Raw genomic sequence first — 14,419 nt, forward strand, 5'->3', positions numbered from 1 at the left:
GGGCCTCTCCTTCGCGCGGGTGCGCCCTGCGCCGGACCGGCGCGGGATGTTCTCGCTTTTCAAACCGTTCGCGCCGCGTCATGCTCCCCAAAAAGGGAGACTGACTTATGACAAAAATCGGTGTGGCCGGCGTTGGCCGGATGGGCGGCGGGATGCTCGCCAACTTGCGCAAAAACGGGATTGATGCGGTCGGGTTCGACATTCGGGATCCGTCCGAATTCACCCTGCCCGTCACCAATGACGTGGCCGCATTTGCCGATGGACTGACCACGCTCATCACCGTTGTGCGCGATGGAGTGCAGACCGATGCCCTGTTGCTCGAGACACAAAACATGATCGCGGCGGCGCCCGATCTGCACACGCTCATCATCTCCTCCACGCTGTCCCCGCGCTATCTGTTGGCTCTGCGCGAAAAACTCCCCGCGGACCTCAACGTCATCGACGCGCCCATGTCAGGGGCCGAGGTCGGCGCACGCGAAGGCACGCTTGCCTTTATGATCGGCGGCACAGAGGCCCAAGTGGCCGACAACATGGTGCTGTTTGAAGCCATGGGAAAACTGTTCAAACACATGGGCGGGTTTTCCATGGGCGCACAGGCCAAGGTGCTCAACAACATGCTGTGCGCCTCGCACGTCATCGTCGGGCGTCTGGCACTGGAGTGGGCGCGCGAGGCGGGTCTGGACGAGGACAAACTGCTTGATCTGTTCGAGGGCGCAACCTCGCAAAACTGGTTCACGTCCCGATACAACGACATCGAATTCGCCAAGCATGGCTACGAGCCGGACAACACCATCGCGATCCTTGTCAAAGATCTCGGATGTATGGTCGATGCCGTTCCCGAGGGCGCATCCACCGCGATCCCCGAGATGTTGATCGATGCAATGCGCGGCCTGAAACCCGTCGAGTAGACAGCATGGGCGCAACCATTCATACCATCACCGCCCCCGTAGACCCGCAGGTTCTGGACGGGCTTGCGGTCCTCATGCGGGACTGCGTGGCACAGGGGGCGGCGATCGGGATGGTCCAACCGTTCGACGCCACAGCCGCACGCGCATTCTGGCAAAGCAATGTGGCCCCCGAAGTCGACCGTGGCGCCCGCACCCTGTTCATCGCCCGCGACGACGAGGGCATTTGCGGCACTGTGCAACTGATCACCGCCATGCCGCCGAACCAACCCCACCGCTGCGAGATTGCCAAAATGATGGTGGCGCCCTCGGCGCGGCGGCGCGGGATCGGGCGGGCGCTGATGGCGGCGGCACTGGAGCACGCCCGCGCACTTGGCAAGCGCACCGTTACACTGGACACGCGCAGCGGCGATATCGCACAGCCGCTTTATGCCTCGGTGGGGTTTGAGGTGGCGGGCGAAATCCCTGACTTCGCGCTGAACCCTGATGGCGCAACGCTGCACGCCACCACCTATATGTATCTGAAATTATAGCCGCTCAGGCCGTCAGGCCCTTGGGTTCGGCCAAACCATGCGCGCGGCAACACGCCGTGAGCGTATTGGCCAAAAGACACGCGATGGTCATGGGACCAACCCCGCCGGGAACGGGGGTAATGGCACCCGCGATTTGCGAGGCTTCGGCAAAATTGACATCGCCGACAAGGCGCGACTTTCCTTCGCCTTTTTCGGGGGCGGGAATGCGGTTGATGCCCACATCGATCACGGTCGCCCCCGCTTTGATCCAGTCGCCGGGAACGAATTCGGCACGCCCCACCGCGGCCACAACGATATCGGCGCGGCGGACCACATCGGCGAGGTCTTTGGTGCGCGAATGCGCCACCGTCACCGTACAGCTATCCCCGAGCAAAAGCTGCGCCATCGGTTTGCCCACGATGTTGGAACGCCCGATCACAACCGCGTCGAGACCCGACAGCGATCCATGCTGTTCGCGCAGCATCATCAAACACCCGAGCGGCGTACAGGGTACCATTGCCTTTTGGCCGGTAGCCAAACGACCGACGTTGGAAATGTGAAACCCGTCCACGTCCTTTTCGGGCGCGATGGCATTGATCACAAGGCTCTCGTCGAGATGTTTCGGCAGAGGCAATTGCACGAGGATCCCATGCACATCACTATCCGCATTAAGTCGCTGGATCAGCGCCAGAAGGTCGGCCTCGGCAGTCTCGGCGGGCAACTTATGCTCGTAGGAGTTCATCCCCACTTCGACGGTCAATTTGCCTTTGGAGCGCACATAGACCTCGGACGCGGGATCATCCCCGACAAGGACCACAGCCAATCCGGGGGTCAGGTTTTGCGCTTCTTTAATGCGGGCAACATGGTCGGCCACCTTGGCCCGTACGGTCGCGGCAAAGGCTTTTCCGTCGATGAGTTGAGCTGTCATGTCTTCGGTCCTTGATGGGTCTGTGGGGCGATCATCGCGCGCTCTTCGCGGGCGATCATATTGTCGATCATGAGGCGCCACATCGCGGCGGCGGTTGCGGGTTCGAACCCTTCGGCCTCGGCCGCGGCACGCACCTTTGCCACGACGTCCTCGACGCGGGCCTCGATACGGGCGGGCAAACCCGCAGCCGGTTTGATCTGTGCGGCGCGGTCGATGTGCTTTTGGCGCAGCGCCAGAAGACGGATCAACGCGCGGTCGATCTCGTCAATCTGCACCCGCAGATCAGCCATGGTGTCAAAGTCTTGCGGCGATTTATATGTCATGTCGCGGCCTCCGCGCCCGCTGTAGCACGGGTTCTTACGGGTTTGAAGATCACGCTTTGCACAAGGTCACGAAAAGTCGCTTGAACGGGAACCATGCGCGGCCCCGCCCGTCCAAAGGGTAGGCCGCCCCAAGCGCCGTATCATAGGCGGCAAGGTAGTCATCCGCGCCACCGCCGCGCTCCTCGAAATAATCGACATAGGGCCGCAGGTAGGTCGACTGGGTAAAATGGCGCACGGGGTGGCCGTGGGCAACGGCGGGCAGGTGTTGCATGTAATCGGTCATCCACACACGCACATGGCCATACGGGGTCAGCAAATCGTCATAGCTGCGCGGGGTCAGCACATGCGGATCGGCATTCGCCGTCGCAAACGCATCGGGCGCAAGGCGGTGCGCAACGGTACGGGCCAACGCATGGGAGGGCGCGTCATGTTGGTACGGCACCTGAAACGCAAGCCACCCGCTTCGGGTCAAGGCCTCCGCGAGACGCGGCAATAGCACCGCATGGTCCGGCACCCAATTGAGTGCGGCGTTGGAATAGATCAGCGCCGCCCCCCGCCCCACCTCATAGGTGGAAATATCGCCATCATGCAGCTCGGTATAGACGCCCGCCTCCTCCGCTTTGGCGCGCATGGCCTGCGAGGTCTCGACCCCGATCAACGCACGCCCCCCGGCGCGGTCGGCCAAAAGCGGACCAATCCCCCCTGCTCCGCACCCGAGGTCCACAATGTCGCCTTGGGCCGGCAGCGCACCGACAGCCGCCAAAAGGTCCATCGCGGGACGCAATCGCAAATCGGAAAACTGCGCGTATTTGGTGGGGTTCCAGTCCGACATAGGCTCGCTCCAATGAAAAACCGCGCCTCACAGGGCGCGGTTCCAGTCTAGTCATTTATCGCCGGTTTAAAAGCGCTCACGCTGAGGGCTCAGGCTCCATGCCGCCATCCGATTTCGGCTTGACCCGTGTTTTAGGCACCGCCGTCACCGAGGGCGTTCCGCTATCGGACGAGGACGAATTGTCATCATCATCGCCGCGATTGAGCGCCTCGCCCGCGATCACCTTCTGGATTTCCGCGCCGGTCAGCGTTTCGTATTCCAACAGGCCCTGCGCGAGGTTTTCGAGGTCCTGTGCCTGTTCGGTCAGGATACGGCGTGCCGTTTCATAGCCCTCGTCAATGATCGCTTTGACCTTATCGTCAATGATCTTCTGGGTATCGGCAGAGTGGTTTGTGCCGCCGCCGTAGCTGCCCAAATGGCTCTCTTGTTCATTGGCGTAATCGACATAACCAAGCTCGTCGGAAAAGCCGAATTGCGTGACCATCGCACGGGCGATACGGGTCGCCTGTTGGATGTCAGAAGACGCGCCGGAGGTGATATTTTCCTTGCCAAAGATCAACTCCTCGGCCACGCGCCCGCCCATCGCCATCGCGATTTTCGAGGTGTATTTGGTAAAGCTGACCGAAAGCTGATCACGCTCGGGCAGTGACAACACAAGGCCAAGCGCACGGCCACGCGGAATGATCGTCGCCTTGTGGATCGGATCGTGCTGCGGCACGTTGAGACCGACAACGGCGTGACCCGCTTCGTGATAGGCGGTCAGTTTTTTCTCGTCCTCGGTCATGACCATAGAGCGGCGTTCCGCGCCCATCATCACCTTGTCCTTGGCGTTTTCGAAATCTTCCATCGTCACGAAACGGCGCCCGATACGGGCCGCGGTCAGAGCGGCCTCGTTGACGAGGTTGGCCAGATCGGCGCCCGAGAACCCGGGGGTCCCGCGGGCAATGATGCGCAGGTCGACATTGGGGCCGAGCGGCACCTTGCGCGCATGGACGCCAAGGATTTTCTCGCGACCTTTGATGTCCGGATTTGGCACCTGCACCTGACGGTCGAAACGACCGGGGCGCAAGAGCGCGGGGTCAAGTACGTCGGGGCGGTTGGTGGCCGCAACGATGATAATGCCCTCATTGGCGTCAAAGCCGTCCATCTCGACAAGCAACTGGTTGAGCGTTTGTTCGCGCTCGTCATTGCCACCGCCGTAGCCCGCGCCACGCGAGCGGCCAACGGCGTCGATCTCGTCGATAAAGATGATACACGGTGCGTTCTTTTTGCCCTGTTCGAACATGTCGCGCACACGGGAGGCACCCACACCGACGAACATCTCGACAAAGTCGGAGCCGGAAATGGTGAAAAACGGCACGCCTGCCTCGCCCGCAATCGCGCGTGCAAGCAGGGTTTTACCCGTACCGGGAGGACCAACAAGCAATGCACCTTTGGGGATTTTACCACCGAGTGCGGAGAATTTCTGCGGGTTGCGCAGGAACTCGACAATCTCTTCGAGCTCCTCTTTGGCCTCGTCGATGCCCGCGACATCATCAAAGGTCACACGCCCGTGTTTCTCGGTCAGCAATTTCGCCTTGGATTTGCCAAAGCCCATCGCACCGCCTTTGCCGCCGCCCTGCATCCGGTTCATGAAATAGATCCAGACACCGATGATCAACACGAAGGGAAGGAAGGTCATGAGCACCGTGACAAAGCCGCTCTCTTCCTGGGGGGTGCCTTTGACGGACACGCCTTTGGCGACAAGATCACGTGCGATGGAATTGTCACCGGGGTTGATCGCGTAACTGCGGCGATTGTCCTCCCCAGTGAACAACAGCCGTTCGCCGTCGATCTCGACCGAGGAAATCTCCCCGGCGTCAACGCGCTTCATTAGGTCGGAATAAGCGATCTCGTTCGATGCCATGGACGCCTGATTGCCGCCGATGACGTTAAACAAGGCCACAACGAGCATCAAAAGCACAAGCCAGAAGGCGAGATTGCGTGCATTACCCAAGGGAGGTCTCCTCAAAATACGTCGCCCGCGCGATGGGGCGCGGGGCTTTTGTTTAAAATAGGCATCGGGAGCGTAAGTTCAATGCGATAAAAGCGAAGTGTAGAAGTGTCCGGTCGGAAAAATCAATTCTGCGCGGCCTGTGCCGTGGTTCGCGGCAGGTGCCGACACCAAGATATCGCCATCAAACACCGCAGGCGAGGATTTCAGGCTTTCACGCGGCGGGGAGGCCTCCGCCCGCGCGCCCAGTTGCGCCAATCCGTCATCCCCGAGTGCGCGCACAATTAAGTTATCATTTTCAACGCCCTGGATGCGCCACCGCCCATCCCACACCTGTCCGACCGTCCCCACCTCGAGGGCAACCGCGCTGTGTTCGCGGGTCAGACGCAATGTCGTATCACCGCCCAAGAGCCGCACACCATGCACGGTCGCATCCCGTCCGCGGGAGATCGCCGATAGGAACTCTTGTAACTTTACCCCGCGCGGACCGTAGTCAGCCGAGGCAATCCACCGCAGGGCATGCGCCACCAAACGGCGGTTGACCTCTGGTGTCGCCTCCAGAAAGGCGCGGCGGTTGACGACCAAATCACCGCCCTCGACCGAAATACAGTCAATCGCGTGATCATGCGTGGCGAAATCAAGCGCCGAACGCACCTGCCCCAGATGGTCCATCACACGGCCCACCACATGCATGTCAAGACCGAGCGGCGCAAGGGCAGCCATCGCTTTGCGGGCTTTGATCCGATCATAGGCCTCGTCCTCATTGGACGGGTCGTCGATCCACACCTGTTTGAGCCCGCGCAAATAGTCCCGCAACTCGTCGCGTTCCTGCATCAACAGCGGGCGCACCCATGTCACCCCGTCCACCGTGCGCCGCCGCTGCATCCCTGTGAGGCCATCGATGCCCGAGGCCCGCGCAAGGCGCATGAAAAATGTCTCCGCCTGATCATCGGCGGTATGGGCCAAGGCGATGGTGTCAATATCACGGGCCTTTGCCCAGTCGGTCATCAGCGCATAGCGCGCGCGCCGCGCGGCGTCCTGCACATTGCCCTGACCGTTCCACCCCGTCCATGTCAGCGTGGTGTGCTTGACCTTGAGCCCCGCACAGGTCTCGGCCACAAACGCCGCCTCTGCGGCAGCTTCGGGGCGCAACCCGTGATCGACGGTCACGGCCTGAAGCATCACACGCTCCGCCGCCGCCCAATCGGCCAAAAGCCGCAACAGCGCAATACTATCGCCGCCGCCGGAGACAGCAACGCCAAGGGTCTTGGGTTTATCATAGGCAAAGGCCGACGCGATCTGATGGCGTAACATGGTCAATCCTGTCTCGCTCATACCCGCCTCACCCGTCATGTCGCCGCCTCACACGCCGTACCACACGCAATCCGTGTTACGGGCAGCCAATGGTCTGGCGCGCACTTTGCGCTTCTGCATCTTCGGGCGCCCCCGGAAAGCGGTTCCCCACTTCGGTAAGCATCACACAGCCACGATCCGTTTGCCCCAAAGCCGCCAAAGACATGCCCAACCGCAACAACGCGGAGGGCGCCCTGTCCCCCTCGGGGGCGGTGGAAAAACTATCAAGATAGGCCCGCGCCGCCTCGGAGGTCTGTCCCAACTGGGTCAGGGCCTCGCCGCGCATGAACTGGCTTTCGCCCGTCAACGGGCCACCTGTGTAGGTCATCGAAAAGGTCGCGAAAGCCTCGGCGGCTTCCTCGTATTGCGCCTCGTCATACAGACCCATCGCGAGATCAAAGTCGGATTGCTCCGTCATCGCCATCGACCCGACACCATCCATCGGGGCATCCGTTCCCGGCCCCGATGCCACAGCGGGCGCCGTTTCGGCCACACCGCCAAGCGGGGCAAGCGGCGGCAGGTTGCCGATGTCACATCCCGCCTCTAATTCACACAGGCGGAAATTGAGATCGTCGAGTTGGTTGGTGCCATCCTTGACCACTTGGCCAATGCGGAATTCCAACTCTTCGACCTTGGCCGTCAGACGCGACAGGGCCGCCTCCATCAGGTCCACACGTTCCAATGTGCTTTCGCCCGCAAAGGCGGTGTTCGGCGCACCCGTTGTGCTCAACTCGCGCGTCAGCTTGGTGATCTCGACCGACAGGACCGCCGCCTCTTGCCGGATGTCGGCCAGAGTTTGCGTGTCTTGGGCGAAACCGCCCTGTGCCGCCAGAATACAAAGGGCTGAAACCGCCCCGAACATCACCCGTTTCATCGCGTGCGCCTCACTGTGTTATGATCGTAAACGTTGATTAGCTGATGCCCGCGCCTGCGGCCAGAACGGTCACAGCACGACGGTTTTGCGCGTAGCAGCTTTCCTCGGAACACACGGCCAACGGACGCTCCTTGCCGTAGGTGACGGTCTTGAGACGCGCCGGGTTCACCCCTTGCGAGATCAGGAACGCCTGCACGGCGGCCGCGCGGCGCGAACCGAGCGCGAGGTTGTATTCGCGGGTGCCCTGCTCGTCGGCGTGGCCCTCGATGATGGTGGTGTAATCGGCGTTATCCAACAGCCATTGCGCCTGTCCGCGCAACGTTGCACGCCCCTCATCGGTCAGGGTGGACTGGTCCACGAGAAACAGCACACGATCACCGATGGTCTGGTTGAAATAGGCCACCGAGGTCGGGTCGTTCAACGAGCCTGTGACGATGCCGTTGTTTGCGCCGCCATTTGCGCCCATGCCATCCATGCCCGCACCCTTGCCGCCAAAACGGCCGGGGTTGGTACAGGCGGACAGGCCCAGTACGGCGACCAGAAGAACCGCGCGTGAGGCGGGTGTTTTCAGAAAGTTTGTCATATCCGTCATCCTTTGCGGAAATTGTATCTGCTCGTTACTTGTCTCGACTATAGCACCCCCTACCCGACTTGGGGAGGGTGCCGTTTATGCTCTATTTCAACAGCGGCGACCATGCCGGATCAGAGGCCCCTGCGTTGGTGGGCAGGCGTTTGAGATTTCGCCCCGAAATATCCACCGTGTAAAGTGCGGACTCGCCGCCCGCCCCCTGACCCTCGCGGGTGAACATGATCACACGGCCGTTGGGCGCCCAACTTGGCCCCTCATCAAGGAAAGAGGCCGTTAGCAACCGCTCCTCGGACCCGTCCGTGCGCATCACGCCGATGTGGAAGCGCCCGTTGGCCTGTTTGGTAAAGGCGATCAAATCTCCGCGTGGCGACCAAACGGGCGTGCCGTAGCGGCCCTGCCCGAAGGAAATGCGCTGTGCCTCTCCGCCACTGGCGGGCATGACGTAAAGCTGTTGCGCGCCGGAGCGGTCGCTTTCGAACACGATCTGTGATCCATCGGGCGAATAGCTTGGCGCGGTTTCAATTGCGGGGGTCGAGGTCAGGCGCTCGGCCTGTCCACTGGCAATATCCATACGGTAGAGGTCGGTGTTCGCCCCTGTTGCCACCGAATAGACAACCGACCCGCCATCGGGCGAAAAGCGCGGCGCAAACGACATGCTTTCGGCCTGAACAGGCAAGGTGCGGCGCGTGACCGTGCCAACGTCAAGCATGGTGATCTGCGGAAAGCCGCTGTCGTATGACGTATAAAGCACGCGGTCGCCCGTGGGCGAAAAGCGCGGCGCAAGCACAATGGAACTGTCATCGGTGAGGAATTGCAGGTTCTCGCCATCGTAATCCATCACCGCAAGACGTTTCTTGCGATCGTTCTTTGGTCCCGTCTGGCTCACGAACACCACGCGACTGTCGAAATACGGCCCCTCGCCCGTGATCCGCGAATAGACGACATCGGCCACTTTGTGCGCGATGCGACGCCACGAACGGGTGGTCCCGCCCAATTGCAGACCGTCCCCAAGTGGCACATCGGCATAAACGTCGAACACGCGGAACTTGACGCTCAGATTGCCCTCTGCATCGGTGGCCACAGCCCCCGTCACCAGACCTTGGGCGTTGATCGCTTTCCAGTCGGCGTATTGCACCGGCGCGCTGAACGAGGTCACCTGACTGATATGGGCGGAGGGCGGAATTTCGCGGAACAGCCCCGTCCCCACGAGGTCGGCGGCGATCACATCACTGATCTGGCGGGCAAACTCGGCCGCATCGGCGCTCTCGGCGATGAAATCGGGAATGGCCAATGGAACAGGTTCGATCACACCTTGGGTAATGTCGATTTTCAACGGGCCGGGGTCTTGCGCCGCGGCGGGTGCCGCCATGCCAATCGACACTGCGGCGACGAACGCGCAGGGCAGCGTACAGGCAAAGGAGATCAAGCGTTTCATTTAAACCTCATCTGTTCGGGATCGAACGTCATTTCAATATTTCGCCAATGGTCGTATTTTTCCACCGGCAAATCAAATCCACGGGCGCCACAGCGCAAAATGGCACGGCGGGCCACCTCGAAAGCGGCATCGGCGGCGGATTGCGGTCCGCCCGAAAAGCCGATCAGCTTAATCGACCCGCTATTTGGCGTGCCGTCTTGGTTCATCGACACACCCACCGTGATGGTGGTGCGCATCGCATCCGACGACAAGGCGCCAACGTTCCAACATTGCGACACCGCCACGCGAAGCCCCTCACGTTCGCCACCTGTGAGCGGCGGGCCAACGGGACGCGCGGGCGCTTGTGGCGTCTCATTGGCGGCCTGCGCAATCAGCGCGGAGGCGGCATCCGCGGCGGCATCGGCCACCGCATCGGCGGCGTCCGTATCGGTCTGCTCAGGGGCGGCGGGTGCCGCGGGCTCTGTTGTCTCGACCTCACGCGCCTCGGCCGCGCGAGACGCAAGGTTGGCGGGGCGCGATTTGGGGCGCGGCGAGGTGGACATGCCCGATGGCGTTTCGGCCTCGGTCACGATCTCGGTCGTGGCCTCCTCGGGGGCCGCATCGGGTTTGTCCTCTTCGACCACCTGCGTGTCCTCGGCATCGGGCGACACCTTTGGCGTCGGCGCATCGGCAATTTCGGGTTGTGGTTCGGGCGTGGTCACGGCCTCGGGTGCTATGCGCGGCACGGGGCGCGGGGTCGGTTCCCGGTTCGGGACATCCGGCAGACCCGCACCGGGATCTTCCATCGACACCTCGGGCTCGGCCTGTTGCGGGGGCTGTTCGCTGACCTGCGCCTGCGGCGTCAGGGGCGGCGGCGTTTGCGGCGCGGGCTCGGGCGTTGCGGGAACGGGTTCGGCCTGCGGGCGGGCTTGCGGCACGGCATCCGTGCTCGGGGCCGCATCGGGGGTCACCTCGGCCTGAGGGGCGGCCTGCTCAGGGGCCTCCTCGACCACGGCAGGAGCAGAATTGGCACTCAGCGCGGCAAAATCGGCCTCGGAAATCAGCGCGACCTCTTGCGTGGCCACGGGTTGGCTGTCCTCGGGCGTCAGGAAAAGACCGCCAAGGAGCGCATAGGCAATCAGGCCAAGGTGGCCCGCTGCAGAGATATACTGGCCCGTGTTCACCCGCGCCTCTAGTTGCTTGAACCGTCGAGCGTGGGTCCGCCCGTTTCGGTCACCAGACCGATGTTGCGAAATCCACCCGCGTTCAATGCGCCCATGACCTGAACAACATCGGCGTAGGGGATAGACCCGTCCGCACGCAAGAACACCTTGTCATCGGTGCGCTCGGCGGCAATGGCCCGGAGTTTGGTGACAAGCTCCTCGACGGGCTCCTCGTTGGACATCAAAAGCACGCGCCCGTCCGCCGTCAGAGTGATCGACAGCGGATCCTCGTCCTCTTGCGACAGGGCCGTGGCCGCCGTTTCGGGCAACTCGACAGGCACGCCCACGGTCATCATCGGGGCGGCCACCATAAAGATAATCAACAGCACCAACATCACGTCGACAAAGGGCGTCACGTTGATCTCGCTCATCGCGGCGGCCTGACCACGGCGGCGCGATCTACGCCCGCCACCTGCCCCCGACTTTTTCACCACACCTGCGCCCATGGCTCAGGCGTCCAGTTCGCGCGACAGGATGGTGGAAAATTCGTCGGCAAAGGCCTCGTACCCGCCCAGAATGCGGTCACTGTCCGCCGACAGTTTGTTGTAAAACACAACGGCGGGAATAGCGGCCAACAGGCCCAGTGCCGTGGCCAAAAGCGCCTCGGCAATCCCGGGGGCGACAACCGCGAGGTTGGTGGACTGCGCCATGGCGATGTCTTCGAATGCGGTCTTGATCCCCCAAACGGTGCCGAACAGGCCCACGAACGGGGCGGTGGAGCCAACCGTGGCGAGGAACGACAGGTTGCTGTTCATCGCTTCGGATTCCTTGGCAATCGCCACATCCATCGACCGGTCGATCCGCGCATGGGCGCCCGCGATCAGGCGGCCATCCTCACGGTGCGAACGGCGCCATTCTGTCATGCCCGCAAAGAACACGCGCTCGGAGGCGGTCGTGGGATTGCCGCGCAACTGGTCATAAAGCTCGTCCAATGGCTCACCCGACCAGAACGCACGATCGAAACTATCGGACGCGCCCCGCGCGGTGCGGTAGGCAATATGTTTTTGAATGATGATCGACCACGACCAGAACGAGGCCACGATCAGCATCAGCATCACGATTTTCACAATGAAGGTTGCGCGCATAAACAACGCAAGCAAGGAGAAATCGATCTCCGATGCCATAGCAAGGGTGGTATGTTCCATAAACTGCTCTTTTTTCCGCCTGTGGCCGCCTTTTGACGGCTCTATCGTTAACCCATCGTTTACTATACCGGCAGCCCCCGCGCCAACACTTACCTGTGAAGCGCGTTACAAAAGCACCGGAACGGGCGTTAAAACGGGGGAATTAGTGCAAATTTCGGCGGATAATTGCCGGAAGCCGCGCAGGGTGGCCACTCTCGGTGATCGCCACAATCGTCACTTGCGCGACAAACAGCACCTGCGCCCCGCGCTTGACCTCTTGGGTCAGCATAATCCGCACGCCTGTAATCGCATCGACACGGGTCTCAACGGTCAGATCATCGTCGAATTTCGCAGGAATCAGATAGTCGGCCTCAACCCGGCGCACCGCGAACACGAGCCCCTCGTCCTGCTTGAGCGCGGCCTGATCCACACCCATCTCGCGCACCCATTCGGTCCGCGCCCGCTCAATGAACTTGAGGTAATTGGCGTAGTAAACAATGCCCGCAAGGTCGGTGTCCTCATAGTAGACATGGACGGAAAATGTGTGGGTCATAAGTCGCGGCCTCTATAAGATATGCGCCGAACTTACGAGGCACCCAAGGCACAGACAAGGGGTGTCCCGCATCGCGTTCAGGTCGCGATCAGACGCGCATAAAGGCGCAGCGCATGTGACGCATCGCGCGCCGCAGCAGGCAAGACCGGATCATAGGCCGCCCGCAGCACATTGGCCACGTCGGGACGCACCACCGTGCCTTCGGCGGCCACGGCAAGCGGGCTGTCTTGGGTAAACGCCGTATCGGACCACAACAGCATGGCTTGCACGGCTTGCGACAGGGCGATCACATCCGCCGGCACCTCCTGCATCGCGTCACTCATGCGCACAAAGGTAAAGCACGCCTTGATAGCGCCGTCGTCGTCAAACCGGAAGGCGCGATACTGATGCGCATTGCGCTCTTTCAGGGTTGCCACCTTGTCCGGCAGGTCGGGGATCATGTCCTCCAAACGCGGCACATCGAGCAACTCGTCCCACTGCGCGAAAAAGAACACCATGAGGTTGGAGCCAAGCTCGGCATCGGTCTCGGCCATCTCGTGGCCCGCGATGGCGACACAGGCCTCGATCGCGCCCTTGACGATTTCAAGCGTCGCATCCTCGACCCCGAAACATACGGGCGCAATCGGCCGCCCCCAACGGGCAAACACATAGTCGCCGCTGGCGCGGGTAAAGAACGAGGATACGGCGTCGGGGCTTGTCTGTGGCTGATCTTGGGTCATGGGCAGCGTTTAGCGCGTCCGTGGGCGGCGCGCAAATACTCACTTGTCGAACAGCACCGATTGCTCGGGCGCTTTGGGCGCGTCCAACCCGAGGTGCGCCCATGTTTTTTGCGTGATCATCCGCCCACGCGGGGTGCGCTGAATAAGGCCCTGCTGTAACAGATACGGCTCGATCACATCCTCGATCGCATCGCGACTTTCCGACAAGGCCGCCGCCATGGTTTCCACGCCGACAGGCCCGCCGTTGAAGTTCTCCGCGATCATCGACAGATAGCGGCGGTCGGCCCCGTCCAGACCCAACAGGTCGACCCCAAGCCGCGTCAGCGCGTTGTCCGCGAGCGCCTTTGATATTTTTCCGTTGCCCTCGACCACCGCGAAATCCACCACGCGGCGCAAGAGCCGTCCCGCAATCCGTGGCGTGCCACGCGCCCGTTTGGCAATCTCGAGCGCGCCTTCGGTCTCGGTCGGAATGCCCAAGAGCCGCGCCCCGCGGGTGACGATCTCGTGCAGTTCCGCCGTGGTGTAAAACTGTAGCCGCGTCGGGATGCCAAAGCGGTCGCGCAGCGGTGTCGTGAGCAACCCCAACCGCGTGGTCGCGCCGACAAGCGTAAAGGGCTGCAATTCGATCCGCACGGTCCGCGCCGCCGGTCCCTCCCCGATCACGAGGTCCAACTCGAAATCCTCCATCGCGGGGTATAGCACCTCCTCGACCACGGGATTCATCCGGTGGATCTCGTCGATGAACAACACATCGCGGGCTTCCAGATTGGTCAGGATCGCCGCCAGATCCCCCGCCTTGGCCAACACAGGCCCCGAAGTCATCTTGAAATTCACGCCCAATTCGCGGGCCATGATCTGTGCCAATGTGGTTTTGCCAAGCCCCGGCGGGCCGTGGAACAACACGTGATCCATCGCCTCTTCGCGGGTCTTGGCGCTTTCGATGAAAATGCGCAGGTTCGCCCGCGCCTCCTCCTGACCGATAAACTCGCCAAGCACCTGCGGGCGCAAGGCACGGTCGGCATCCTCGGCACGCGGCTCGGGGCGCAGGGTCGGGTCGGGGTGGTGGTCATCACTCAT

General features: G+C 61.9%; 16 protein-coding genes. 2 read left to right on the forward strand and 14 right to left on the reverse strand.

Translation table 11 applies throughout. The features are described 5' to 3' along the window. The first annotated feature begins 107 nt into the window (after positions 1–107). Positions 108–908, forward strand: coding sequence for an NAD(P)-dependent oxidoreductase (locus tag ACN0Q0_RS02020; protein ID WP_417241678.1), 801 nt, complete (start codon positions 108–110; stop codon positions 906–908). Between the two features lie 5 nt (positions 909–913). Further along, entirely contained in the window at positions 914–1,438 is a 525-nt protein-coding gene (locus tag ACN0Q0_RS02025; protein ID WP_417241679.1) for a GNAT family N-acetyltransferase, read from the forward strand. A gap of 4 nt (positions 1,439–1,442) precedes the next feature. On the opposite strand, the gene folD is transcribed toward ACN0Q0_RS02025, so the two are convergent. The 14 genes from folD to ruvB form a co-directional block, all read right to left on the reverse strand. Further along, complete coding sequence (folD, locus tag ACN0Q0_RS02030; RefSeq protein WP_417241680.1) at positions 1,443–2,345, reverse strand: bifunctional methylenetetrahydrofolate dehydrogenase/methenyltetrahydrofolate cyclohydrolase FolD; 903 nt, start codon at positions 2,343–2,345, stop codon at positions 1,443–1,445. Further along, positions 2,342–2,668 (reverse strand): chorismate mutase, encoded by a 327-nt coding sequence (locus ACN0Q0_RS02035; RefSeq protein ID WP_417241681.1) that lies wholly within the window; start codon positions 2,666–2,668, stop codon positions 2,342–2,344. The genes folD and ACN0Q0_RS02035 overlap by 4 nt, the downstream gene beginning before the upstream one ends. A 49-nt stretch (positions 2,669–2,717) precedes the next feature. Then, entirely contained in the window at positions 2,718–3,500 is a 783-nt protein-coding gene (locus tag ACN0Q0_RS02040; protein ID WP_417241682.1) for a methyltransferase domain-containing protein, read from the reverse strand. A 76-nt stretch (positions 3,501–3,576) separates the two neighbouring features. Next, the gene (ftsH, locus tag ACN0Q0_RS02045) at positions 3,577–5,496 is read right to left on the reverse strand and encodes an ATP-dependent zinc metalloprotease FtsH (protein ID WP_417241683.1); all 1,920 of its coding nucleotides are present in this window, start codon (positions 5,494–5,496) and stop codon (positions 3,577–3,579) included. Between the two features lie 78 nt (positions 5,497–5,574). Beyond that, the gene (gene tilS, locus ACN0Q0_RS02050; protein WP_417241684.1) at positions 5,575–6,828 is read right to left on the reverse strand and encodes a tRNA lysidine(34) synthetase TilS; all 1,254 of its coding nucleotides are present in this window, start codon (positions 6,826–6,828) and stop codon (positions 5,575–5,577) included. Between the two features lie 55 nt (positions 6,829–6,883). After that, positions 6,884–7,720: a tol-pal system protein YbgF gene (gene ybgF, locus ACN0Q0_RS02055; RefSeq protein WP_417241685.1), complete on the reverse strand. Its 837-nt coding sequence runs from the start codon at positions 7,718–7,720 to the stop codon at positions 6,884–6,886. Positions 7,721–7,757: 37 nt separating this feature from the next. Continuing rightward, on the reverse strand, positions 7,758–8,303 hold the full coding sequence (pal, locus tag ACN0Q0_RS02060; RefSeq protein WP_417241686.1) for a peptidoglycan-associated lipoprotein Pal: 546 nt from the start codon (positions 8,301–8,303) through the stop codon (positions 7,758–7,760). A gap of 91 nt (positions 8,304–8,394) precedes the next feature. After that, the gene (gene tolB / locus ACN0Q0_RS02065) at positions 8,395–9,735 is read right to left on the reverse strand and encodes a Tol-Pal system beta propeller repeat protein TolB (protein ID WP_417241969.1); all 1,341 of its coding nucleotides are present in this window, start codon (positions 9,733–9,735) and stop codon (positions 8,395–8,397) included. Between the two features lie 5 nt (positions 9,736–9,740). Continuing rightward, positions 9,741–10,907 (reverse strand): energy transducer TonB, encoded by a 1,167-nt coding sequence (locus ACN0Q0_RS02070; protein ID WP_417241687.1) that lies wholly within the window; start codon positions 10,905–10,907, stop codon positions 9,741–9,743. 8 nt (positions 10,908–10,915) lie between these two features. Beyond that, complete coding sequence (tolR, locus tag ACN0Q0_RS02075) at positions 10,916–11,392, reverse strand: protein TolR (RefSeq protein ID WP_417241688.1); 477 nt, start codon at positions 11,390–11,392, stop codon at positions 10,916–10,918. A gap of 3 nt (positions 11,393–11,395) precedes the next feature. Next, on the reverse strand, positions 11,396–12,091 hold the full coding sequence (gene tolQ, locus ACN0Q0_RS02080) for a protein TolQ (protein ID WP_417241689.1): 696 nt from the start codon (positions 12,089–12,091) through the stop codon (positions 11,396–11,398). Between the two features lie 142 nt (positions 12,092–12,233). Beyond that, positions 12,234–12,623, reverse strand: coding sequence for a tol-pal system-associated acyl-CoA thioesterase (gene ybgC, locus ACN0Q0_RS02085; protein ID WP_417241690.1), 390 nt, complete (start codon positions 12,621–12,623; stop codon positions 12,234–12,236). 77 nt (positions 12,624–12,700) lie between these two features. Beyond that, a complete protein-coding gene (locus tag ACN0Q0_RS02090) occupies positions 12,701–13,342 on the reverse strand; it encodes a hypothetical protein (protein WP_417241691.1) in 642 nt (213 codons plus the stop codon). 39 nt (positions 13,343–13,381) lie between these two features. After that, positions 13,382–14,419: a Holliday junction branch migration DNA helicase RuvB gene (gene ruvB, locus ACN0Q0_RS02095; protein ID WP_417241692.1), complete on the reverse strand. Its 1,038-nt coding sequence runs from the start codon at positions 14,417–14,419 to the stop codon at positions 13,382–13,384.

Source organism: Celeribacter sp. (genome assembly GCF_048259695.1).
GTDB lineage: Bacteria > Pseudomonadota > Alphaproteobacteria > Rhodobacterales > Rhodobacteraceae > Celeribacter.

Excerpts from the sequence above, each read along its gene's own strand:
- ACN0Q0_RS02020 (WP_417241678.1), top strand. The coding sequence starts at position 108 with ATGACAAAAATCGGTGTGGCCGGCGTTGGCCGGATGGGCGGCGGGATG.
- ACN0Q0_RS02025 (WP_417241679.1), top strand. The coding sequence starts at position 914 with ATGGGCGCAACCATTCATACCATCACCGCCCCCGTAGACCCGCAGGTT.
- folD (WP_417241680.1), bottom strand. The coding sequence starts at position 2,345 with ATGACAGCTCAACTCATCGACGGAAAAGCCTTTGCCGCGACCGTACGG.
- ACN0Q0_RS02035 (WP_417241681.1), bottom strand. The coding sequence starts at position 2,668 with ATGACATATAAATCGCCGCAAGACTTTGACACCATGGCTGATCTGCGG.
- ACN0Q0_RS02040 (WP_417241682.1), bottom strand. The coding sequence starts at position 3,500 with ATGTCGGACTGGAACCCCACCAAATACGCGCAGTTTTCCGATTTGCGA.
- tilS (WP_417241684.1), bottom strand. The coding sequence starts at position 6,828 with ATGAGCGAGACAGGATTGACCATGTTACGCCATCAGATCGCGTCGGCC.
- ybgF (WP_417241685.1), bottom strand. The coding sequence starts at position 7,720 with ATGAAACGGGTGATGTTCGGGGCGGTTTCAGCCCTTTGTATTCTGGCG.
- pal (WP_417241686.1), bottom strand. The coding sequence starts at position 8,303 with ATGACAAACTTTCTGAAAACACCCGCCTCACGCGCGGTTCTTCTGGTC.
- tolR (WP_417241688.1), bottom strand. The coding sequence starts at position 11,392 with ATGGGCGCAGGTGTGGTGAAAAAGTCGGGGGCAGGTGGCGGGCGTAGA.
- tolQ (WP_417241689.1), bottom strand. The coding sequence starts at position 12,091 with ATGGAACATACCACCCTTGCTATGGCATCGGAGATCGATTTCTCCTTG.
- ybgC (WP_417241690.1), bottom strand. The coding sequence starts at position 12,623 with ATGACCCACACATTTTCCGTCCATGTCTACTATGAGGACACCGACCTT.
- ACN0Q0_RS02090 (WP_417241691.1), bottom strand. The coding sequence starts at position 13,342 with ATGACCCAAGATCAGCCACAGACAAGCCCCGACGCCGTATCCTCGTTC.
- ruvB (WP_417241692.1), bottom strand. The coding sequence starts at position 14,419 with ATGAGTGATGACCACCACCCCGACCCGACCCTGCGCCCCGAGCCGCGT.